Source organism: Nocardia sp. NPDC101769 (assembly GCF_044766925.1).
In the GTDB taxonomy this organism is placed as follows: domain Bacteria; phylum Actinomycetota; class Actinomycetes; order Mycobacteriales; family Mycobacteriaceae; genus Nocardia.
This window is the reverse complement of sequence record NZ_JBIWMX010000033.1, coordinates 20369-42356: the sequence shown is the minus strand read 5'-3', so window position 1 is coordinate 42356 and position 21988 is coordinate 20369. Positions and strand designations below refer to the sequence as shown.

General features: G+C 67.2%; 21 protein-coding genes. 11 read left to right on the top strand and 10 right to left on the bottom strand.

Going from position 1 to position 21988, the window contains the following annotated elements; all coding sequences use genetic code 11:
* The first annotated feature begins 95 nt into the window (after positions 1-95).
* Positions 96-1109 (top strand): zinc-binding alcohol dehydrogenase family protein, encoded by a 1014-nt coding sequence (locus tag ACIRRA_RS36425; RefSeq protein ID WP_402778001.1) that lies wholly within the window; start codon positions 96-98, stop codon positions 1107-1109.
* On the opposite strand, the gene ACIRRA_RS36420 is transcribed toward ACIRRA_RS36425, so the two are convergent.
* Positions 1093-1950 carry a cyclopropane mycolic acid synthase family methyltransferase gene (locus tag ACIRRA_RS36420; protein ID WP_402777792.1) on the bottom strand — a complete coding sequence of 286 codons (858 nt, stop codon included), beginning with the start codon at positions 1948-1950 and terminating at the stop codon, positions 1093-1095. The genes ACIRRA_RS36425 and ACIRRA_RS36420 overlap by 17 nt on opposite strands.
* 350 nt (positions 1951-2300) lie before the next feature.
* Between ACIRRA_RS36420 and ACIRRA_RS36415 the strand changes: the two genes are divergently transcribed.
* Entirely contained in the window at positions 2301-3071 is a 771-nt protein-coding gene (locus tag ACIRRA_RS36415) for an expansin EXLX1 family cellulose-binding protein (protein WP_402777789.1), read from the top strand.
* An 84-nt stretch (positions 3072-3155) separates the two neighbouring features.
* On the top strand, positions 3156-4079 hold the full coding sequence (locus tag ACIRRA_RS36410) for an alpha/beta fold hydrolase (protein ID WP_402777786.1): 924 nt from the start codon (positions 3156-3158) through the stop codon (positions 4077-4079).
* A gap of 16 nt (positions 4080-4095) precedes the next feature.
* On the opposite strand, the gene ACIRRA_RS36405 is transcribed toward ACIRRA_RS36410, so the two are convergent.
* On the bottom strand, positions 4096-5496 hold the full coding sequence (locus ACIRRA_RS36405) for a wax ester/triacylglycerol synthase family O-acyltransferase (protein ID WP_402777783.1): 1401 nt from the start codon (positions 5494-5496) through the stop codon (positions 4096-4098).
* A 268-nt stretch (positions 5497-5764) separates the two neighbouring features.
* On the opposite strand from ACIRRA_RS36405, the gene ACIRRA_RS36400 reads away from it, so the two are divergent.
* Entirely contained in the window at positions 5765-6415 is a 651-nt protein-coding gene (locus tag ACIRRA_RS36400) for a cutinase family protein (RefSeq protein WP_402777780.1), read from the top strand.
* 210 nt (positions 6416-6625) lie between these two features.
* Here the strand turns inward: ACIRRA_RS36400 and ACIRRA_RS36395 are convergent, their stop codons facing one another.
* Positions 6626-8695, bottom strand: coding sequence for an SDR family oxidoreductase (locus ACIRRA_RS36395; RefSeq protein ID WP_402777777.1), 2070 nt, complete (start codon positions 8693-8695; stop codon positions 6626-6628).
* 559 nt (positions 8696-9254) lie between these two features.
* On the opposite strand from ACIRRA_RS36395, the gene ACIRRA_RS36390 reads away from it, so the two are divergent.
* Together ACIRRA_RS36390 and ACIRRA_RS36385 are read left to right on the top strand one after the other, a co-directional pair.
* Positions 9255-9851 carry an ATP-binding protein gene (locus ACIRRA_RS36390; protein WP_402777774.1) on the top strand — a complete coding sequence of 199 codons (597 nt, stop codon included), beginning with the start codon at positions 9255-9257 and terminating at the stop codon, positions 9849-9851.
* Positions 9852-10182: 331 nt separating this feature from the next.
* The gene (locus ACIRRA_RS36385; protein WP_402777771.1) at positions 10183-10779 is read left to right on the top strand and encodes an alpha/beta fold hydrolase; all 597 of its coding nucleotides are present in this window, start codon (positions 10183-10185) and stop codon (positions 10777-10779) included.
* A 65-nt stretch (positions 10780-10844) separates the two neighbouring features.
* Here the strand turns inward: ACIRRA_RS36385 and ACIRRA_RS36380 are convergent, their stop codons facing one another.
* The 4 genes from ACIRRA_RS36380 to ACIRRA_RS36365 all read right to left on the bottom strand — a co-directional run bounded on the left by ACIRRA_RS36380 (position 10845) and on the right by ACIRRA_RS36365 (position 17007).
* The gene (locus ACIRRA_RS36380) at positions 10845-11102 is read right to left on the bottom strand and encodes a hypothetical protein (RefSeq protein ID WP_402777768.1); all 258 of its coding nucleotides are present in this window, start codon (positions 11100-11102) and stop codon (positions 10845-10847) included.
* Between the two features lie 400 nt (positions 11103-11502).
* On the bottom strand, positions 11503-14967 hold the full coding sequence (locus ACIRRA_RS36375; protein ID WP_402777766.1) for a DNA-directed RNA polymerase subunit beta: 3465 nt from the start codon (positions 14965-14967) through the stop codon (positions 11503-11505).
* A 760-nt stretch (positions 14968-15727) separates the two neighbouring features.
* The gene (locus ACIRRA_RS36370) at positions 15728-16609 is read right to left on the bottom strand and encodes a sigma-70 family RNA polymerase sigma factor (RefSeq protein ID WP_402777763.1); all 882 of its coding nucleotides are present in this window, start codon (positions 16607-16609) and stop codon (positions 15728-15730) included.
* Between the two features lie 2 nt (positions 16610-16611).
* Entirely contained in the window at positions 16612-17007 is a 396-nt protein-coding gene (locus ACIRRA_RS36365) for a VOC family protein (protein WP_402777760.1), read from the bottom strand.
* A 205-nt stretch (positions 17008-17212) separates the two neighbouring features.
* Between ACIRRA_RS36365 and ACIRRA_RS36360 the strand changes: the two genes are divergently transcribed.
* The 3 genes from ACIRRA_RS36360 (at position 17213) to infA (ending at position 18667) form a co-directional block, all read left to right on the top strand.
* Positions 17213-17437, top strand: a complete 225-nt coding sequence (locus tag ACIRRA_RS36360; RefSeq protein ID WP_402777757.1) for a hypothetical protein — start codon at positions 17213-17215, stop codon at positions 17435-17437.
* 214 nt (positions 17438-17651) lie between these two features.
* Positions 17652-18446, top strand: coding sequence for a GNAT family N-acetyltransferase (locus ACIRRA_RS36355; protein WP_402777755.1), 795 nt, complete (start codon positions 17652-17654; stop codon positions 18444-18446).
* Positions 18443-18667 (top strand): translation initiation factor IF-1, encoded by a 225-nt coding sequence (infA, locus tag ACIRRA_RS36350; RefSeq protein ID WP_040862769.1) that lies wholly within the window; start codon positions 18443-18445, stop codon positions 18665-18667. Before ACIRRA_RS36355 ends, infA begins: the two co-directional genes overlap by 4 nt.
* A gap of 144 nt (positions 18668-18811) precedes the next feature.
* Here the strand turns inward: infA and ACIRRA_RS36345 are convergent, their stop codons facing one another.
* Positions 18812-18973, bottom strand: coding sequence for a hypothetical protein (locus ACIRRA_RS36345; RefSeq protein ID WP_402777752.1), 162 nt, complete (start codon positions 18971-18973; stop codon positions 18812-18814).
* Positions 18974-19016: 43 nt separating this feature from the next.
* Here ACIRRA_RS36345 and ACIRRA_RS36340 point away from each other — a divergent pair, with 43 nt between their 5' ends.
* On the top strand, positions 19017-19139 hold the full coding sequence (locus ACIRRA_RS36340) for a hypothetical protein (RefSeq protein ID WP_402777749.1): 123 nt from the start codon (positions 19017-19019) through the stop codon (positions 19137-19139).
* A gap of 39 nt (positions 19140-19178) precedes the next feature.
* Here the strand turns inward: ACIRRA_RS36340 and ACIRRA_RS36335 are convergent, their stop codons facing one another.
* Complete coding sequence (locus ACIRRA_RS36335) at positions 19179-20150, bottom strand: Lrp/AsnC family transcriptional regulator (protein WP_402777746.1); 972 nt, start codon at positions 20148-20150, stop codon at positions 19179-19181.
* A gap of 52 nt (positions 20151-20202) precedes the next feature.
* Positions 20203-20337, bottom strand: a complete 135-nt coding sequence (locus tag ACIRRA_RS36330; RefSeq protein ID WP_402777743.1) for a hypothetical protein — start codon at positions 20335-20337, stop codon at positions 20203-20205.
* Here ACIRRA_RS36330 and ACIRRA_RS36325 point away from each other — a divergent pair.
* A complete protein-coding gene (locus ACIRRA_RS36325; protein ID WP_402777740.1) occupies positions 20336-21958 on the top strand; it encodes an amidohydrolase in 1623 nt (540 codons plus the stop codon). The genes ACIRRA_RS36330 and ACIRRA_RS36325 overlap by 2 nt on opposite strands.
* The last annotated feature ends 30 nt before the right edge of the window (positions 21959-21988 follow it).

The following is a 21988-nucleotide window of genomic DNA, read 5'->3' as shown; positions in this document are numbered from 1 at the left end:
GCCTCGGGCATCACCCACTCCGGGCCCCGGGAATCAGGTCGGCGCGGGTGCCGTCGCCAGCCGTTGCCGGGGAGGAGACTGAGGAGATGGCGACGATGAGAGCCTGGCGGGTCGAGCGCCCGGGGCCGATCGATGAACGGCCCGTGATCTTCGATGAGCTCCCGGTGCCCGAACCGGCAGCGGGAGAGTTGCTCGTGCGGGTGCTGGCGTGCGGTGTGTGCCGCACCGACCTGCACGTCGCGGAGGGCGATCTGGCGGTGCACCGGCGGGGTGTGGTCCCCGGGCACGAGGTCGTCGGTGAGGTCGTCGAGGCGGGGGAAGGGGTGGACGGCGAGATCCTGGTGGGCGACCGGGTCGGGATCGCCTGGCTGCGCCACACCTGCGGCGTGTGCCGATTCTGCCGCCGGGGTGCCGAGAATCTGTGCCCCGAGTCGCGCTACACCGGCTGGGACGCCGACGGCGGATACGCCGAATTCGCCACTGTACCAGCGGATTACGCGCTACCCCTGCCCGGCGGGTACGCCGATGCCGAGCTCGCACCGCTACTGTGTGCGGGCATCATCGGGTACCGAGCGTTGCGACGGGCGGCGGTACCACAGGGTGGACGTCTCGGTATCTACGGCTTCGGCGGGAGCGCCCATCTGGCTGCGCAGGTGGCGCTGGCGCAGGGTGCGGAAGTCCATGTGATGACCCGTGACAAGGAGGCCCAGGAGCTCGCGCTGGAGCTGGGCGCGGCCTCGGCGCAGGGTGCCGCCGACGCACCCCCCGAACCGCTCGATTCGGCGATTCTCTTTGCGCCCGTGGGCGATCTGGTGCTGCCCGCCCTGGCGGCGCTGGATCGCGGTGGGGTGCTGTCGATCGCCGGAATCCACCTCAGCGACATTCCGCCGCTGAGTTACCAGCGACATCTGTTCCAGGAGCGGGAGATTCGATCGGTCACCGCCAATACTCGGCAGGACGCGTGGGATTTCCTCGCTTTCGCGGGCGAGCATCGCCTCGAGGTGACCGTTCATCCCTACCCGCTCGAGGCCGCCGACCGGGCCCTCGGGGATCTGGCCCACGGGCGATTCGCGGGCGCAGCGGTCCTGGTGCCTACTTCTGGAGGGTGAACTGCATGACGTCCAGGTGGCCCGCCCGGAAGTAGTGCGCACTCCCGGTCAGGTACCGGATATACCGCTGGTAGACCTCCTCGGAGGTGATCCGGGCCGCCTCGTCGTGGTGCGACTCCAGCGCCGCTGCCCACAGGTCGAGGGTCTTGGCATAGTGCGGCCGCAGCGACTGGATCCGCGAGGTCCGGAAGCCTACCGCCTCCGCCTCCCGTGGGACCGTATCGGGTTGCGGCAGTTGGCCTCCGGGGAAGATCTCCCGCTTGACGAAGATGTGGAACAGCGCATCCTCGCGGGTGACCGGAATCTCGGCGGACCGCAGCTCGGCCACGGTACGTCCGATGATGGTGTGCAGCAGCATGCGTCCGTCCGCGGGCAGCATCCGATGGCACCGCGTGAAGAATTCCGCATACCGCTCCTTGCGGAAGTGCTCGAAGGCACCGATGCTGACGATCCGATCGGCGGTGCCCTCGTATTCCTCCCAGCCCTGCAGCCGCACTTCGGCTTCGGAGATGCCGAGTTCCCGCAGCTGGGCCTGGACCGACTCGAATTGGTTGCGGCTCAGGGTCAATCCGATCACCCGCACCCCGTAGGTCAGCACCGCACGGATCATGGTCGACCCCCACCCGCAGCCGACGTCGAGCAGTGTCATGCCGGGCTCGAGTCCCAGCTTCCCCAGGGTCAGATCGATCTTGGCCAGTTGGGCCTCCTCCAGGCTCATGCCCGCGCGGTCGAAGTAGGCGCAGCTGTAGGTCATGGTCGGGTCGAGGAACAGTGCGTAGAAGGCGTCCGATAGGTCGTAGTGGGACTGGACCTGCCGGTAGAAGGGCGCGAGCTCGGCCATGGCGGCGGTCTCCTGAGGCGATCGGGCATCCGGAGATGCGGGATACACGGACATACGAAGCGCCCTGGACTGCGGTTCTAACTCCAGGACACACCGGCAACACGCCGCCTATTTCACTCTGACTTTCCGATTCGAGCCCGGTGAAACGGCGTTGGCTGCTTTCCTGGGGAGGAGTGCAGCATCGATTCAGCAAATATAATACGGAGGGTTGGGGATCGGCCATGCACCGCACCGGAAACGAACAGGTTCATTCTGGCAGGCCATGGTTGTGGACAATTCTGGTGGGATCGGTGGTGGTAGGTCTGGCCACGTGGTGGATAAGACCGCAGTCGCTCAGTTGTACGACGGCCTTGCCCGCCACAACCGACATCACGCTTCCCGCCGCTGCTGCGCTGAGTTCGGTTACTCCCCAGCAGATTCAAATCCAGGAGTCGCAACCGGCCCCGGAACGGGGCGAGGCCCTGTTTTACGCCTTCGATCAGGGCGTGGCATGCTCGCTGCCCGATCTGCCGCTGGACGGCTACTACGTCGGGGTCCCGACCGGTCAGTACGACGGTTCCGCCCCCTGCGGCTCCTACGTCGATATCGACGGCCCGCTCGGCAGCGTCCGCGCCCAGGTCGTGGACCGCTGTCCCGGTTGCGGCCCGGATCAATATGATTTGAGCCGTTCGGCTTTCGAGGCCATCGCCAAGGCCGACGACGGTGTCGCGCAGATCCGGGTCAGCCAGGTGCGCGACCCCGATCCGGCTCCCGAACTCTTCTACCGCGTGCAGCCGGGCTCCTCGCCCAGCTGGATCGGAATCCTGTTCTCCGGCACCGGAAATCCCATCCAGCAGGTCGCGCTGCGTCCCGCCTCGAGCGGTGACTACCGGCCCCTGCGGCGTGGCAGCGATAACTACTGGAACCTCTCCGGTCTGGGTCCGGGCCCCTTCACGGCCGAGGTGACCGATATCTACGGTCACGCCGCCTTCGTCTCGGGCGTCGCCCTGGATCCGGGGCAGGTGCGCCGTACCGGAATTCACCTCTACGAGATCCCCGCCGACCCGCCCGTCACCGCGCCCCCGTCGACCGCTCCGGTGGTCGTGACCACAGTCGTCGCCCCGGACGCCTGCAAACCGTAACCCGCAGGTCCGGCCCCGGTATGGCATCATCAAGTGAAACGTGTTCCATTTCGACCGCCGAAGCGGTGCGCCGGGAGGCCTTCGATGACGAACCCCAGCTCGGACCTGACCATGCCCGCCGCCGCGCCCCGCCGTGGCCGGCGGCTCTCGCCGCGCATCTCCCGGCTGACCGAGGTGCCGCAGGGTGCGATGGTGGAGCTGCCCGGCCGCGGCTCGACCTACGTGGTCGACCTGCCGGGTCCGGCCGCGGACTCGCCGACCGTGCTGCTGCTGCACGGCATGGCCACCACCGCCATGCTCAACTGGTTCCCGTGCCTGCGTGAACTCAACGAGCGCTACCGCGTGGTTCTGTTCGATCAGCGCTGGCACGGTCACGGAATCCGTTCCGAGCGTTTCGATCTCGACGATCTGGCCGATGACGTCGTCGCCGTCGCCGATGCGGTCGGCGTCGAACGCCCTGTTCTCGCAGGCTATTCCATGGGCGGCGTGATCGCCCAGCTGACCGCGCACCGGCACCCGGATCGCGTGGGCGGGCTGGTGCTGGCCGCCACCACGTACCGTTTCCAAGAGAAGTGGCGCGAGCGCGCCTTCCATCGCGGCTGGTCGGCCACTGCCACGCTGTTCTCCGAATGGTCCTTCCGCCGCGCCGAACTGCGCCGCGACAAACTGCCCACGCTGCCGGAATCCTCGTGGCCGGTGGGCCGGATGGATCGCTGGGCCATGACGGAACTGCGGGCCACCAGCGGCTGGGCGCTCGCACAGGCGCTCGCGGTGCTGGGGCGTTTCGATGCATCGGACTGGCTACCGACCCTGAAAGTGCCGACGGCGGTGGTGATCACCACGCGGGATCGGGCGCTGCCCGTCTTCCGTCAGCTGGAGATGGCGAAGGCGATTCCGGGGGCGGAGATCTTCCTCGCCAAGGCCGGTCACGCGGCCTGCGCACTCGAGGCGGACGTCTTTGTCCCGGTGTTCCTCGAGGCCGTTCAATCGGTGGTGGATCGGGTGTAGCGGATTCGGGCCCGGGTCAGGCCTTTTCGCGCGCGGCCTTGAGCAGCGCGGTGATCACCTCGGGGACGGCGTCGGCGATGGTGCCCACATCCGGCACCAGTTCCTTGCAGGCGATGAACCCGAAATCCAGGTGCCCGTTGTTGGAGATCACGGTGGCGGTGAGTCCCGCGCCGTGGAACACCGGCCCGAAGGGATACATCGACGCCACCCGGACCCCCAGGAAGTACATGGGGAAGTTGGGCCCGGGCACATTCGACACCACCAGGTTGTACACCACCGGGTGATGCTCGGCCAGCTTGAGCGAGGAGTACGCCCGCGCGGCCAGCTGGAAGGTGTTGGGCGGCGCGTACTTCGCCCAGTCCTGGAGGAAGTCTGCGCCGATCAGATTGTGCTCCTCCTTGGCCCCGCGGTTGTCCTCGGCGATGGCCAGCACCCGCGCCACTGGATCCTCGATCTCGGTGTAGAGCCGCGCGAAGATGGTCGACACCTTGTTGGTGCCCTCCTCGTGGCGTGAGGTCTCGTGCGTGGACACCGGAACCGAGGCCATGAGCGAGGTTTCGGGCAGTTCGTCGTGCACCTCGAGGTAGCTGCGCAGCGCGCCGCCGACCACCGCCAGCACCACGTCGTTGACCTTCACCCCGAAGGCGGTCTTTATCTCCTTGATATCCGACAGCTCGGTCTGCACGAAGGAGATGGCGCGATGCGGGGTGATTGCCCGATTGAACGGCGTGCGCGGCGCGGTGAAGGGCAAGGGCATGCCGCGGCTGCCGTTGCCTCGCCGCCGCTGCACCAGACCACCCAGAATGCCGACGGTCCTGGGCACCATGCCGACCATCCCGAGCCGGCCGGGGAGCTTCAGCAGCGCCTCCCCGGCCAGCTGCAGATCATTGGGTTCCGTTTCGGCCGGGGCGATCTCGGCGGGCGGGGTGTAGGACACACCCGGCTGCACATCGCACAGGTGCATCATCATGTTGGTGCCGGTGATGCCGTCCACGATGGCGTGGTGGTACTTCGAGATGACCGCCACCTTGCCGTGCGGCAGGCCCTCGACCACCCACATCTCCCACAGCGGCCGGCCGCGGTCTAGGGGCCGTCCGGCGATGTCGGCGGCCAGTTCGGCCAGTCCCCGGTCCCCGGCACCGGCCGGCAGCGCGAGCCGGCGCACGTGGTAGTCCAGGTCGAAGTTCGAATCCCGCACCCAGACCGGATGATCGAGGTTGAGCGGCACCGCGTGCAGCCGCCGGGTCATGGCCGGGATGAGGTGCAGCCGCCGTCCGAGTTCGGCCTTGAAGGCCTCGTGCTCGTAGCTCGCCCCGTCGGCGGCGGGGTCGAGTATCAGCATTGCGCAGACGTGCAGGAGTTGGGTGTCCGTTTCGAGATAGAGGAAGCTCGCGTCGAGTCCGGTAAGTCGTTCCATACCAACACACTATGAGAACTAGTTTCATTTTGCGTGTGGTTCGCGGTGTGGTTCGGATTCCGTACGTGGCCGATTCGTAGCCCCAAAGTAGCACGTAGATAACAAGTTTCATGATGAAACGTTTGGGTACCAATCAGGTGTCTCTCCAGTAGAATTCGTTGCCGCCCTCCTGGACCCTTCCTACCTTGGGTCACATGGCCCGGTGATCGGTCTCTAGTCAATGACAAGAGTCACTGGGCTTCTCACAACGACGTGAGAGGTGAGGACAATGGGCGACCGGAAGGTATTGCTGCCTGGAAAATGGCGTACGGCTCGGGGTCTCGCGATCATGCTGACGATCGCGACCGTGTTCGTTCCACCAGCGAGAGCCCATGCGGACGAGGGATGCGCCGCCGTGGACGTCGTAGTGGCAAGGGGCACAGGCGAACCCGGTTGGCTCGGCGTCGAGATCGGCGATCCGCTCTACGGCATGCTGCAGGATCGGTTGCCCGTTTCGACAAGTTCCTATCGCGTGAACTACCCCGCCGACTATTCGTTCGATGTGGGCGCGGGGAGCGCGGATCTGGTGGGGCACTTGGCCGCTGCGGCCGCGGCCTGCCCGGGCCAGGAGTTCGTCCTGATCGGCTACTCGCAGGGTGCGGCGGTCGTGCACGCGGCACTGGGCACCGGCGTGGTGTCCTGGTATCCGGGCCGCGTGCAGCTGCCGGACTACCTCGGCGAGCGCGTCGCCGCGGTGCTGCTGTTCGGTGACCCCATGCGCGGCCTGGGCTGGAATGTGCCCGGCGCGTACCAGTTCCGCACCGGGGACTGGTGCACCCGCGGCGATCCCATCTGCGGCTCCGGCGTCGACGCCAACGCGCACGTCGCCTACGGCAGCGATCTGGTGGACGCGGCGAACTTCGCCGCGGACCGCATCTGACCCCGGGGAGGGGAAAGGGCCCGGCTCCCGGGCGGTCTCGTGGACTTGCTGACGAGACCCCGGAGCGGGTCCGGGTATCCGCGGTTCCGGGGGGCGTCAGGTGTCACGGCACTTGGGGCCTCGACCACCACCGGACCGCGGATACCGAACAACGGCCGGCCCGGTGTGCTGTTCCACACCGGGGCCGAACCGTGTCGGCGGACGGGCTGATTACCAGTTCAGACCCGGAATGCGGTTGGTGATGCGTGCGGCCGGGGCGGGCAGGCCCATGAGCGGCTGCACGATCGGCGCCAGCGCCAGCAGCGGGCTGCGCGATTCCGGCTTCTCCGTGGCGGTTTCGGCGTTCTCCGTGCCGGTTTCGGTACTCGCCGGGGCGAGCGGCGCCGGCGTGCGCGCGGCCTTGGACTCGCCGAACATCCGGAAGCCCTGGTGCAGAATGGCGCGCTTCACCGAGGGCATGACCGTGTCGACGAACTGGGCGAAGGTGCCGATGGGGGTGTCGATGCGGCTGGGCCGGTGCTCGAGCGCGCGCACCACGATGTCGGCCGCCTGATCCGGGCTGTGCACCGGGATGGACTTGTACAGGTCGGTCGGCGCGATCATGGCCGTGCGCACCAACGGCATGCGCACCGAGGTGAAGGTGATTCCGGCGTCGGCGTTCTCGACCGCCGCGATCTCGCTGAAGTTGTCCAGCGCCGACTTGCTGGCCACGTACGCCGCGAACCGCGGCACCTTGGTCTGCACCGCGATCGAGGAGATGTTCACGAAGTGCCCGAAGCGGCGTTCCCGCATGGACGGCAGCAGCGCCAGGATGAGCCGCACCGCGCCGAAGTAGTTGACCGCCATGGTCCGCTCGAAGTCGTGCATGCGATCGGTGGAGTTGAGCACCGAGCGGCGGATCGAGCGGCCCGCGTTGTTCACCACGTAGTCGACGTGCCCGTGATCGGCCAGCACCTGCTTGACCAGCAGCTCCACCGACTTCTCGTCGGTGATGTCGCAGATGTACGCCTGCGCCGCACCGCTTTCCGCCCGCACCTCGGCGGCCGCGGCGTTCAGGTCCTCCTCGGTGCGCGCCACCATGAGCACGGTCGCGCCGCGCTTGGCCACCGCGTGCGCGGTCGCCAGGCCGATGCCGGTGGACGCGCCGGTGATCAGCACGATGCGGCCCGCGAGGCGATCGCCCTCGATGCGGCGGGCACGATCCGGATCCAGGTTGGCGCGCCAGTACTTCCACAGGGTGGCGGCATAGTCCTCGAACGCCGGCACCTCGATGCCGCTGCCACGCAGCTGCGCCCGGGTGGATTCGGAGACGAAGGTCGACTCGAAGGAGGTGTGCGGGGCCACCTCGGCGGGAATGCCGAAGCGCTCCAGCAGGAAGTCCCGCACCGCGGGGACGCCCGGCAACCCGCCGAGGGCGTTGAGCGCGGTGTGCGAGCCCGGCACGGTGCCGATGGCGGTCGGCGCGCCGGCCGCGCGGGCGAGCGCGTTGTAGATCTCGGTGAACGGCTGCGGTTCCGGATTGGTGAGGTGGAAGGTGCGGCCGATGAGCCCGGGCTTGCCGATCAGCTCGACCATGGCGTCGACCACGTAGTCCACCGGAACGATATTGGTGGCGCCCAGGTCGGGGATCGGCAGGGGCAGCTCCGAGGGCAGCGCCGCCAGCCCCGCGATGGCGGGGAAGAAGTAGTACGGCCCGTCGATCTTGTCCATCTCGCCGGTGCGGGAGTCGCCGGCCACGATGGCCGGGCGGTACACCCGCCAGCGCAGGCCCGCGGCCTCCCGGACCATCTTCTCGGCCTCGAACTTGGTGCGGTGATAGGGGGAGTGCAGGCCCTGACCGAGGTCGAAATCGTCCTCGAAGAACTTGCCCTTGTGATCGCCCGCGACCGCGACCGACGAGACGTGGTGCAGGACCGCGCCGAGTTCCAGGGCCAGGTCGATGACCGAGCGGGTGCCCTGCACATTGGCGGCGTAGGTGACCTCGGCGTCGGCGGTCATGTCGTAGACCGCGCCGAGATGGATGATGTGATCGGCCCGGGGGGCCTCCGCGAAACGGCCGCCGGCGCCCGCCGGCAGGCCCAGTCCCGGCGCGGCCAGGTCTCCGACCAGTGGGAACACCCGATCCTCGGCGCCCCAGCCGGCCGCCAGCTCGCGCAGTTTGGCCACCGAGGCCTCACGCGTCAGTGCGTGGACCACGGCCTCCGGGTCGCGCTCCAGCAGCGCGGCGACAACGCGCCGGCCCAGGAATCCGGTTCCGCCCGTGACGATGTAGGAAACCATCGTCCCCTCCTTAAATACGAACCTGTTGGTATCCAACGGTGTTCGTCCGACATGCGTCGGTGGATGCGGACGGTATGTGATTGGCCCCCTAGCAGAATGTCGGGCCGAGGTAGGAACACCTTCGTGCCTAACTAGTGAGTAACTTTACGGATTCCAGGTTGGGCGTTCAACCGGAATCGCCGTTTCGGTGCTGTGGGGATGGTCACCTCGGAGCTATTCGAGTTGATATGTGTAACAAAGGGTTTGATGTAACGTATCGGCCCTCTTGGCAATTCATAGGCAACTGGTCAAATGTCCTGAGCGTGCGCTCACTTGTTGGATCTCCAGGAGTTTGCCCGATCAGCGCCCGGTTTCGGCGGTCGGAATTGCCCGCTGTCGCCACCTCACGCGCCAAACCGTCGATGCCCAGCTCGCGGTGCAATTCACGGGCGGCACCCTGCTCGCACCTGCGCCCACCGAGTGGGCGGATTCGCCGGGTATTCCCCGAAATGTGCGGGCCTGGAATGCCGCGTGGTCGGAATGATCGGGACGATGTGGTGCGGTGGGAGAGCGGTGGCGGATGCAGGTCGATCGGGCGGTCGATATCGAGGTGATCTCCGCCCTCGTCACCGGCGTCCCGGGCGATGACATCGTGCTGGTGCTCAACGGTGAGGCCGGGGTCGGCAAGACCGTGCTGCTGGACGCGGCCGCCGAGATCGCGGCCTGGAACGGTACCCGGGTGCTGCCTGCGGCCGCCCTGGAATTCGAGGCGGGCCTACGGTTCGGCGCCTCGAGCCAACTACTGCAACCGATGGCCGGATACCTCGACCGGCTCGAGGTGTCGCACCGGGATGCCATGCGCGTGATCATGAGGCCGGAGCCGGGCAGTCTGCCCACGACCCTGCTCGCCGGCTCGGCAACCCTTGCGCTGCTGCGGGTCTGGGCCGGCACCGAGGGCGGTCCGGTGCTGCTGATGGTCGACGACGTGCAATGGCTGGGTCTGGCCGGCAGCATGGTGCTGATCTACGCCCTGCGCCGCCTGGGAGACATATCCGGCTGCTGGCGGCGGTGCGCTCCGATGCCGGTGATGCGTTCACGCGCAGCGGGTTTCGGATCCGGGAGGTCGAGCCGCTGGACGATCACAGCTCGGGATCACCCGCCGCGGTGCGCTGCGTGATGCCCTGCAACGGCATACGTACGTCATCTGACGGATTCCCGGCGCTCGCCCGGCTCCTGGTTTCGGTCCTGTCCGATCAGTGTCGAAGAGAAGGCGACCGGCGCCCAGCTCTCGACGGCCGAGCGCACGGGCGCGAAGAAGATCCACGAAACACCCGGCAGTCACGCCATCCACCAGTCCGGCCCGGCCGTAGTCACCGAGATCATCAGCGCCGCAGCACAATAGCGGCGTACCGCCCCCGCCCGGCACGGCGGCGGGGCCTTGCCAGTCGAATGCCAGTGTCGTCGTACAGGCTCGATGGTCGGAACGACGACGAGAGGACTATCGAGCAGTGAGCACCATCGTGGTCTCGCACGGACTGCAAGCCCGCGCGGACAGCGTCTGGTTTCCCCCCTTCCGCGCCGAACTGACCGGCCGGGGGCATCGGGTAGTCATCCCCGACCTGCCGGATACGGATGCGCCGCAGCGTGATCCGTGGCGCGAGGCGTTGGCGTCGGCCGCTGCCGCGAGCCGGCCCGAGGACACCGTGCTGGTCGGTCACAGCATCGGTGCGGTCAATGTGTTGCGCGTGCTCGAGGCGTACGATCCGGCCGCGGGGGTCTTCGCCGGTGTCGTCCTGGTCTCGGCCTCGGTCCACGAGGTCGGCTACGACCTGCTCGCGAGCTTCTTCGCGGGTGACTTCGACTGGACGCGAATCCGTGCCGCCGCCAAGCAGTTCCGGGTGCTCCAGGCCATCGACGACCCGGTCAACGCGCCCGACCCGCTCGAACACGTGGCCGTTCTGATCCGCGAGCTGGGCTCGGTCGCCACCATCCTCCCCGACGGCGGCCATCTCGGGGCCTACCCGGAAGACCACATCGAGCTGCCCGACGCGGTCCGGCTCGTCGAGGAATGCCTGGCCGCGCCCCGGGTGGTCCCCGCCGGCTAGCGCCCGTCAGGTGTGCGCGGGGCCGGAGACCGATCCCCAGAACCTGTGTGCCGCAGGCGCGAACGTCACTCGTTCACGCAGCGGATGTCGCCGTCCACGGTCTGATCGACGATCGTGAACGGCGGGCACCGCCGCACATTGCCCCACTCGCCCGCGATGCACGAGTCGTATTCGTGGGGGTCCGAGGTGGGAACCCGGGTACCGCTATGGCACCCCTCGGCCACCGGCGCCGCCCCGGCCGAGCCGGCGCCCCCGGCCACGGCGGGAGCACTCAATGCGAGACCGGTGACAACAATCCCGATTGCCACTCGACGGCGATCCATCAACCCTCCTGATCTCCAGAACTGCCGGGAACCCCTAACCGCACCCCTGGGCGGTCCCAGCATCCGACTGCGACGGCGAGCAACAACCGCTCGCCACGAAAACAGCATCAAGTATGACGATCGGTCTACCGCCGAGGGAATCCGACAAGCATCACACTTGCCGCGACCGGGGACTCGGCCCCGCGCCGGCATGAGCCTGGTCACACCGCGGCCGCCAACGACTTCCGGATCGACGAACGCTCGCTGCCTCGGTCCGTGCGTTCCTGATCTTCGGGACCCGTTCTCGATCGGTTACACGCCGCTCCGCAGGAGGGCGGGGGCGATCTCCCTGGCCACGCAATGGCGGACCAGCCGTGTGCCGCGTCTCGGAGAGCCGGGACGCGGCACGCGGCCGCGTGGATCAGCTGGTCAGGTCGGAGATGGTGGGGGATTCGTTGTGGGTGAGGGTGATTCCGAGATTGGTGGCGGCGCGGTCGAAGTCGTCGTCGGGTTGCTGGAGTTCGATGGCGGAGCCTGCGGAGAGGACTTCGACATTGAGACAGAGAGATTGGAGTTCTTTGAGCAGGACCTTGAAGGATTCGGGAACGCCCGGTTCGGGGATGTTCTCGCCCTTGACGATCGCCTCGTACACCTTCACGCGGCCGACCACGTCGTCCGACTTGATGGTGAGCAGTTCCTGCAGGGTGTAGGCCGCGCCGTACGCCTGCATGGCCCAACATTCCATTTCACCGAAGCGCTGACCACCGAACTGCGCCTTACCGCCCAGCGGCTGCTGCGTGATCATCGAGTACGGACCGGTCGAACGCGCGTGGATCTTGTCGTCGACCAGGTGGTGCAGCTTCAGGATGTACATGTAGCCGACGGCGATGGGGTAGGGGAACGGCTCGCCGGTGCGACCGTCGAAGAGGGTGGCCTTGCCGTCCTCGCCGACCATGACCTCGCCGTCGCGGTTGGGGAGGGTCGAGCCGAGCAGACCGGTCAGCTCCTCCGTGCGGGCGCCGTCGAAGACCGGGGTGGCGAGGTTGGTATCCGGTTGTGCGGAAAGCAGTTCCGCGGGCAGACGCTGCGCCCAGTCGGGGCGGATGCCGTCGGTGAGCCGAATGTTCCAGCCCGCCTTGCCGATCCAGCCGAGGTGGGTTTCGAGGATCTGGCCGATGTTCATACGACGCGGCACACCGTGGGTGTTCAGGATGATGTCGACCGGCGTGCCGTCCGGCAGGAACGGCATGTCCTCCTGCGGCAGGATCTTGCCGATGACACCCTTGTTGCCGTGACGGCCGGCCAGCTTGTCGCCGTCCTGGATCTTGCGCTTCTGCGCAACGTAAACGCGCACCAGCTCGTTCACACCCGGGGGCAGATCGTCATCGTCGTCACGCGAGAACACGCGCACGCCGATGACCTTGCCCGACTCACCGTGGGGCACCTTCAGCGAGGTGTCACGCACCTCACGCGCCTTCTCACCGAAGATCGCGCGCAGCAACCGCTCCTCCGGCGTCAGCTCGGTCTCACCCTTCGGGGTGACCTTGCCGACCAGGATGTCGCCGTCACGAACCTCCGCACCGATACGCACGATGCCACGCTCGTCGAGGTCGGCCAGGACCTCATCGGAGACATTCGGGATGTCGCGGGTGATCTCCTCGGCACCGAGCTTGGTGTCACGAGCATCGATCTCGTGCTCCTCGATGTGGATCGAGGTCAGCACGTCGTCCTCCACGAGGCGCTGCGACAGGATGATCGCGTCCTCGTAGTTGTGGCCCTCCCACGGCATGATCGCCACGAGCAGGTTCTTACCCAGCGCCATCTCACCGTTCTCGGTGCACGGACCGTCGGCGAGCACATGCCCGGCCTCCACCCGCATGCCCTCGTCCACGATCGGACGCTGGTTGGCGCAGGTGCCCTGGTTCGAACGCTCGAACTTACGCAGGCGGTACGAACGGCGGGTGCCATCGTCGTGCATGACGGTGATGAAGTCGGCCGAAACCTCCTCCACCACACCGGGTTTCTCGTTCAGTACGACATCGCCGGAATCGATCGCCACCCGCATTTCCATGCCGGTGCCCACCAGTGGCGCCTCCGAGCGGATCAGCGGCACCGACTGCTTCTGCATGTTCGCGCCCATGAGGGCACGGTTGGCGTCGTCGTGCTCGAGGAACGGGATCATGGCGGTGGCCACCGACACCATCTGGCGCGGCGACACGTCCATGTAGTCGACGGCGGCGGCATGAACCAGTTCGACTTCGGAGTTCTTGCGCCGCACCGCGATTCGATCGGACACGAAGCGCCCCGCCGCATCCAGCGGTTCGTTGGCCTGCGCCACCACGTGCAGGTCCTCTTCGTCGGCGGACAGGTAGTCGATCTCGTCGGTCACCCGGCCCTCGGTCACCCGCCGGTACGGAGTCTCGATGAACCCGAACGGATTGACCCGCGCGTACACCGACAGATACCCCATCAGGCCGATATTCGGCCCCTCCGGCGTCTCGATCGGGCACATCCGGCCGTAGTGGCTGTAGTGCACATCGCGGACCTCGAGGCTGGCGCGTTCCCGGTTGAGCCCGCCGGGCCCGAGCGCCGAGAGCCGCCGCTTGTGGGTGAGGCTCGCCAGCGGATTGCGGTGATCCATGAACTGCGAGAACTGGGAGGTGCCGAAGAACTCCCGCAGCGCCGCCACGACCGGCCGGATGTTCAGCAGCGACTGCGGGGTCACGGCCTCGATGTCCTGGGTCGTCATGCGTTCGCGCACCACGCGTTCCATGCGTGACAGGCCCAGCCGCAGCTGGTTCTGGATGAGTTCGCCGACGGTGCGGACCCGGCGATTGCCGAAGTGGTCGATATCGTCGACCTCGACCGGGACCTCGATGCCGCCGGGCGCGGTCATCACCTTCTCGCCCGCGTGCAGGCGCAGCAGGTAGTCGATGATCGTGACGAGGTCCTCCTCGGTGAGTACCGGGGAGCCGACCGCCTCGGTCGTGTGGATGCCGAGTTTCTTGTTCACCTTGTAGCGGCCGACGCGGGCCAGGTCGTAGCGCTTCTCCTTGAAGAACAGATTCTCCAGCAGCATCTGCGCGGACTCCTTGGTCGGCGGCTCGCCGGGGCGCAGCTTGCGGTGGATGTCCAGCAACGCCTCGTCGGCGCCGGGCGTGTTGTCCTTCTCCAGCGAGGTCAGCATGATGCCGGAGTGGCCGAAGCGCTCGGCGATCTGCTCGCTGGTCCAGCCGAGCGCCTTGAGCAGGACCGTCACCGGCTGCCGGCGCTTGCGATCGATGCGGACGCCGACGGTGTCGCGCTTGTCCACGTCGAACTCGAGCCACGCACCACGGGAGGGGATGACGCGCGCGGAATACAGCGTCTTCTCGGTGGATTTGTCGATGCTCTCGTCGAAATAGACGCCGGGAGAGCGGATCAGCTGCGAGATGACCACGCGTTCGGTGCCATTGATGACGAAGGTGCCCGTGCCGGTCATCATCGGGAAATCGCCCAGGAATACCGTCTGGGATTTGATCTCTCCGGTGTTGTGGTTGATGAACTCCGCCGTCACGAAAAGTGGTGCCGCGTAGGTCAGATCCCGGTCCTTGCACTCCTCGATCGAGGTCTTGACGTCCTCGAAGCGGGGTTCGGACAGGGTCAGCGACATGGTTCCCGCGAAGTCCTCGATGGGGCTGATCTCGTCGAGAACCTCCTCCAGCCCGCTGGCACGCGCGCTGCCGTGCGCGGCCACCCGTGCGCGCCAATCGGCCGCGCCGGTCAGCCAGCCGAACGAATCGGTCTGCACCTGCAGGAGATCCGGAACTGACAGGGGTTCGGTCAGCGTGGCGAACGAAACCCGCTCGGTCTGATTCGAGACTGCCAAAATGCGTCCTTCCAGCACCTCGCGCCGCCCGCGCAGGCGGTCGGTCGCGGTATCTGCTTGTCCTGTGGGCGTAATTCACGCGCACCGGCGCCGGCTGCCCGAACATGGCTCGACAACAACGGGTGGATGAAGCCGCACGCAGATAGCGCGACCTTCCACGGTCATTTCACAGTTCGAGAGTCGGACAGCACCCGCCCAGGCGCGAAATCTCAAATTACACCCGCGGTCAACAGATGTCGAGAGGCGCAAAGAAATCGACACCGATATTCCGGTGTCTTCCCATTTCAATAATGACACCGCGGAACGCAATTCGTCAAGTCGATTGTCGCCTCCCGTTTGCCACCCGCTGACCAGCGTGAAAGCGACTGGGCGGCAGCATGTTCGGTCCTGCGCGTCAGGGGTGTAGTCGTACGGGAATTGGTATCTCGCGAGTACCATGACCGGGCGCGGGTCGAGTGCGAAGCACTATCGGCCACCGCGCTGATGATCGCCGAGTTCACGGATCTGACATCGAGCAATGCCGCTGTTTCCGGCTCGTATTCACTGATGTTCTCGCTGCACCGGCCCGGTGGACTGTTCCTGGTCGAACTGTGGGTCATGATCCGTGGCTACGCCGACCCGGCGACCTGCGAGCGTTCGCGGAAGCAATTGTGGCCGAGACGGATTCGGGCCGGGACTTCGAGACCTCTTTCCACACACCGCCGTATCGCGGCGACCGGGTGTGGGGCCACCTCACCGCCTATCGGGGCTCGACGCCTCGAGGTGGCCGGTCGGTGATTCAGGCCGAACCGGGTAGGTGCATCGCGGCGAGGCGGTGGGGGTCGGCGAGCAGGGTGATGGCGGTGACGCGGTGGCCGGCGACGGCGAGGGACATGACGGATAGCGGGGTGCCGTCCTCGCGCCAGGAGATGTACCCGGGCAGATTGTCGACCAGGACCGGCTGGTGGCGGGTGACCGCGCCGGAGAAACTGCGTGCGCGCGTGGCTACTTCGGTGGCGCCGAGGGTGACGAATACGCCGCCAGGGGTGTGGACGGTGAGCCGCACATCGGGGTCGAGGACGCGAAGGAGCGCCTCGAAGTCGCCGCCCACCGCGGCCCGGCGGAACGCCTCGGTTACGGCACGTTGTTCACGGCCGGAGGCGGAGGGATGGTCGCCGGCGCCCTGGACCTTCCGGCGGGCGCGGCTGGTGAGCATCTTGGTGGCGTCGGCGGATTTGCCGAGGATGCGGCCGATGTCGGCGAACGGCACCGCGAACATGTCGTGGAGGACGAAGGCCAGGCGCTCGCTGGGGCCGAGGGAGTCCAGAACCACCAGCAGCGCCAGGCCCACCGAATCGGCCAGGGCGACATACTCTTCCGGTTCGGCGGTCCAGTCTTCGGCGGTGACCACGAACTCGGGCAGACCGTCATAGGACGACTCGTGCCGGGCCTGGCGCGAGCGCAGGACATCGAGGCTGATCCGGCCGACGACCGTGGTGAGCCAGCCCGCGAGGTTGTCGATGGCGGCAGCGTCCTGCCGGGCCAGCCGCATCCACGCCTCCTGGACCACGTCCTCGGCATCGGCATGCGAGCCCAGGACGCGGTAGGCGACCGCCCGCAGCCGATCGCGTTGCGCCTCGAAGGCCGTGGCCACCGGGTCCGTCGAGCCGGATTCGGTCATCGCTACCGTCCCCGCCGCTGCTGCCGCAGTGAGATCCGGTTCCCGTCCGGGTCCATGGCCTCGATGCGCACCCCGAACGGATAGTCCACCGGTTCTGGATCGATGAATGTCACGCCCCGCTCCCGCATCGCCTCGAAGTCCTTCCACAGATTGTCCGATTCGAGAATGAGCGGCCCGGGCGCGACCAGCTCCGGCCCACCGGACGGCTGCCCGGCCGCCTCCGGAAGCTGCCACAGAATGATCTCCACGGGGCTCCTGGATGCCTTGACCGTCAGAAACCGCCCATCGGGCCCGGCGTAGTCCACCTGTTTCACCAGACCGAGCGCTTCGGTGTAGAACTGCAGCGCGCGGTCCTGATCGGCCACATAGACGGTGACATACAAGATGTTCGACAGCACCCTGTCCTCCATTCGTCGGTTCGGCGACCCGGTCGTTGTCCGTCGCCAACCCTTATGACGCGGGCCGCCGCGAGAAGGTAACCGCGGTTTGGATAACGAAACGGGCGAATCGCGGCAAAGTTGCAGCAAACGTCCGATGGGGGCGATTAGCGTCGGAGGCCTGGTCTGCCGCGTCGCCCGCGGCGCCCATCAGGAGGAGGACCCGGTGACCGAAACATCCAAACCCTCACCGCTGTCGAAGATCTCGATGAAGCAGTGGATCGCGATCATCCTCACCGTGCTGGCGGTGATCTTCATCGCCGAGAACCGGCACCGGGTGGACATCGAATTCCTGCTGATGACCATCCGTTCGCCCATGTGGCTGGTGCTGCTGGTGACGTTCGCCATCGGCTGGGTGGTGGGCGCCCTGAGCAGGCGATCCCGCCGCTGAGATGATCTTCGGCACCCGGTGGTGCCGGAAAATACATTGCGTCGACCGGGGTTCGGTCTGTTAACCTGCTGCCTACCGTGACATCACGCAAGGAGGTGAGACCCATGTGCACAGTACCGATGTGGGTGCTCCCTCTCGTCGTCACGGATGGGCGAACGCTGTAGTTGTCGCCGGGAGCGCCTGCCTGACAAGGCAATCCCGAAAGGTGACGACGATGAATACTTCAGATATCTCTTCGCGTGCTGATGACTCCGCCGCGATCACCCGGGTCACGCTGACCCAGTGGCAAGCCGTGGACAACGACCTGGTGGTCGGGTACGGCGATGTCTCGACCCGGCCCGATGGACGGCTGTTCGTCAGCATCGACGTCTGGCAGGACGCGATGTTCGATCGACTCGCCGCCGCCATGCTCGCCACCCTGCGCAGGCCGCTGTACACCGTGGTCGACGAAAACGACTCCGAACTGCTGTCCCGTTGGGCGCGAGCCGGTTTCACGACCGGCCGCCGGGAATGGGAGTACCTGATTCCCACCGATCCCGGCAGCACCGGTCTGCACAGGGTGGCCCCGCCGCCCGATATCACGATCGTGCCGGCCGGGCACGCGGCGGACGAACCGCTGCGTGCCGTGGACCGGGTCATCCGCGACGAGGTGGCGGCGACGGTCGGCTGGCAGGACATGCCGGTCGAGATTCTGCGCGGACCCGACGGTGACACCATCGTGGACCGGTCGAAATACGTGGCAGCAGCACAATCCGACCGCTACGCCGGTCTGCTCCGCGTGGTGCAGGTGACCCGTCTGCCCCGGATCGGACTGATCGCCGTGCGATCGGATCAGCACCGCCGCGGCATCGCCCGGGCCATGCTCGCCCACACCCTGGGCGCGCTGCACGCTCGCGGCATCACCACCGCCTCGGCCGAGGTGAAGGAATCCAACGCCGCGGCCACCGCCCTCTTCGAGGGCATCGGCGCCCGCCGCGTGAACAGCAACCTGGAACTGGTGCTGCGATGACCAAGACCAGCAAAGGAATCGAAATCGAAGGCACCGTGGTCGAGTGCCTGCGCAACGCCACCTTCACCGTGGAACTCGCCAACGGCCACCAGGTCCTCGCGCACATCAGCGGCAAGATCCGGAAGAACTACATCAAGATCCTCCCGGAAGACCGCGTACTCGTGGAACTGAGCCCCTACGACCTCAACCGAGGCCGAATCCTGTTCCGGTACAGGACATAACGGGCTGGGCGGCGCCGCAGCGTCACTCACAGGGGCCGACCGTCGGCCACGAGTGATCTTGTGAACGTCGGCGATGCGACTGCCGTCCCGAGCTCTGCGAACGGCCCAGCTGCAGGTGTGGCAGCTGGGCCGTTCGGCGTTGGCTCAGGCGTTGCGAAGGAATTCGTAGGCGTAGTAGACCAGTCCGTCGCCGACTTGCCGGGTTTCGATGAGGCGCATGGGTTTTGCGGTGTTGGTCCGGTCGAAGAGCCGGTTCCCATCGCCGAGGACGCGCTGCAGGAAACCCTGCTGAGCGCCTGGTGCCAATGGTCAGCCCGCATTCGGCGCCTATCTTCGAAGTCCGGACGGCATGAGCCACGCCACCGGCCTCTACGTCCTCACCCTCACCGACGGGCGGATCAGCGGGATGACCCGATTCGACGCCGGCGTGCTCCCGCGCTTCGGCCTGCCGCGCTCACTGCCGAGCCGATAGCTGGATGACCCTGTTGGCGTGCCGCGTGTTCCGGACTCGTCAGGCGGGTGTGCCGGTGGTGCGCCGGGCGAGGCCGGTGCGTTTGGCGGTGGCCAGGATCGGGGTGGTGTCGATGGCGGTGATTCCGCTCAGCGCCCCGAGCGTGGTGGTGAGGAAGGTGTAGATACCGGCCAGGTCGGTGGTGGCCAGCGCGACCAGGAGGTTGGCCGGACCGGTTGTCGCGGCGACGAATCGGACGTGCGGATGATCGGCGAGGGTTTCGGCGGTCGTCTCGAGAGCGCTGGGCCGCACGCTGATCCACAGCAGCGCTTCGGCGTGTGCGCCGAGCAGTGCCAGGTCGATCTCGGTCGCCAGGCGAATGACGTTGCCCCGCACCAGCGCATCGAGGCGCCGGCGGGCGGCGAGCGCGCTGATGCCGACGTGACCGGCGAGATCGGTATAGGTGATCCGGCCGTCCTCGGTGAGCGCCGCGATGAGGGCGTCGTCGATGTCGAGTGGCGCCGGTCGCTCCGTCCGTGGAACGGGGCCGAGGTGGGCTGCTTCCTCGGGGGTGAGCAGGCCGGCGTTCCAGCGGAAGGTGGTGTGGAAGACGCGCAGCAGGGTGTACGCGGTCCAGGAGTCCACGGCGTCGGTGGCGGGCAGGTCTCTGAGGAGGAGATTGTTCCGGCTCTCGGGATCGGCGAGGAAGAAGACCGCAGAGATCTCGTCCCCGCCGCCGAGGATGTCGACCCAGATCGTGTCCCGGCGCCGGGCGAGCGCGGCGGCGACCTGGCGAATCCTGTTGGGGCGGCATCGGATACGCAACGTCGCCGGCACTACTCCGGGGAAGTGGGCCGGGTTGCGGACGATGGTGGCCCGGAGCGTCCCGTCGGCATAGAGCGGAGCGGCCCGACGGACAACGGTTCGTTCCGACAAGCCCAGGCAGCGGGCGACCTCGCGCCAGGACGCGCGCGGGGAGGCCATGAGCACGGCTGCGATTCGACGATCCGTTTCCTCGAGTTCGCGTCGCATATTCCGCATCATAAGCATTATCCATGTCGCGTTTTCTGCCCGAATGCCCATTTCATGGTGGTGTATCCGTCTTCCGGGCGTACCACTGTGTGGTCAGGGCGGTGCGGGCGACGAGGCGCTGGTCGCGTCCCGAGTCCTCGTGCCGCCGTTCACGGACGAACGTCGAGTCGAACTGGGAGAGAACCATGGCTGATCACGGTGCCGACCTGCTGATCCGGGCCGCGGCGGTGCACACACTGGTGCCCGGCCGAGCCCCGCAGCGCGCGGTGGCGGTGCTCGGTGACCGTATCGTCGCCGTGTCCGGGGACCCGAAGGGACTCGACAGTGTCGTCGGCGACCGCACCAAGGTCCTGGACCTGCCCGGGTCCACGGTGCTGCCTTCCTTCGACGACACCCATACCCACCTGATCTTCGCCGCGCACGGTGCGCACGACGTCCCGGTCCACCGAGCTCGCACCATCCCCGAGTTCCTGGAGCTGATCCGGCAGCGGGCCGCGGTGACTCCTCCCGGCCAGTGGATCCGCACGACAACCAACTGGCAGGAGCTCAATCTGGCGGAACGCCGGATGCCGACCGCGGACGAACTCGACCAGGCCACCGACCGGCACCCGGTGCTGGTGAAGCGTGGCGGCCACAACGATGTCGTCAACAACGTCGCGCTGCGTCTGGCCGGGATCACCGAGGACACCCCGGTCCCGCACGGTGGCGTGATCGGCCGTGGTCCCGATGGGCGACTCAACGGCCGGCTGATCGACAGTGCCATGCCCCTGGTGGAACGGTTCGTTCCCGAGGAGGATCGGGCGCGGCGGATCGACGGACTGCGCCTGGCCAGCGGTCGGTACGCGGCCACGGGCATCGGCACCGTCCGCGATTGCGCGGTGTCCTTCGCCGACTACGACCTGCTGAAGGCCACCCATGACAAGGGCATGCTCAATACCCGGGTGCGCGCGCTGATCGCCGGTTTCGGGCTGACCACCGCGGCAGCGCTGAACGACGCGCTCGATCGTATGGAGGAGTTCCGCTACGAGGCCGACCCTCGGCTTCAGCTGTGGGGCATGAAGTTCGGCATCGACGGCGGCCTGGAAGCGGGCGCCACCGAGGAGCCCTATGCCTGCGACCACAGCTTCTCCGGTGTGCTGATGTGGGAGCCCGACGCCTTGGTAGAGGCCGTGAACACGGTGGTCCGTCGTGGCTGGCGGGTCGGCACCCACGCCTACGGTGACCGTGCCGTGCGGGTGCTGCTGGACGTGTACGAGTGTGTGCTGCAGGACAATCCGGGTCTCGCGCCGGGCAGCCTCGTCATCGAGCACGGTGGTCTGGCCGGGCCCGAGCAGCGCGCGCGGGCGGTCGCCCTGGGCGTCCCCGTCACGATCCAGCAGCCGCTGCTACACGACACCGCCGAGGTCGAGCGCGAATACTGGGGGCCGGAACGGGTGGCCGAACTGTTCCCCGCGCGTGGCTGGCTCGATCAGGGCGCGTTGGTGACCGGCGGATCCGACTTCCCCGTCGGCCAATTCGGCGCCATGCGCTCGGTCTGGGGCATGATGACTCGCGAGACGGTCATCGGTGTTCAGGGTCCGCAGTACGCGATCAGCTACGACGAGGCGGTCAGTCTGCACACCACGAACGCAGCCCGCCTGATGCGCGAGGAAAACCTGCGCGGCACGGTCACTCCCGGCCGCCTCGCCGACCTCACCGTCTGGGACCGCGACCCTGCCGCCGGTCCGACCGAAGCCTTGCGCGACCTCGAGCCCACGCACACGATCCTCGGCGGACATCTGGTCCACAGTCCCGAAGGCAGCGACTGATCGGTTGTCTGCCCCGGCCGCGAACTGCTC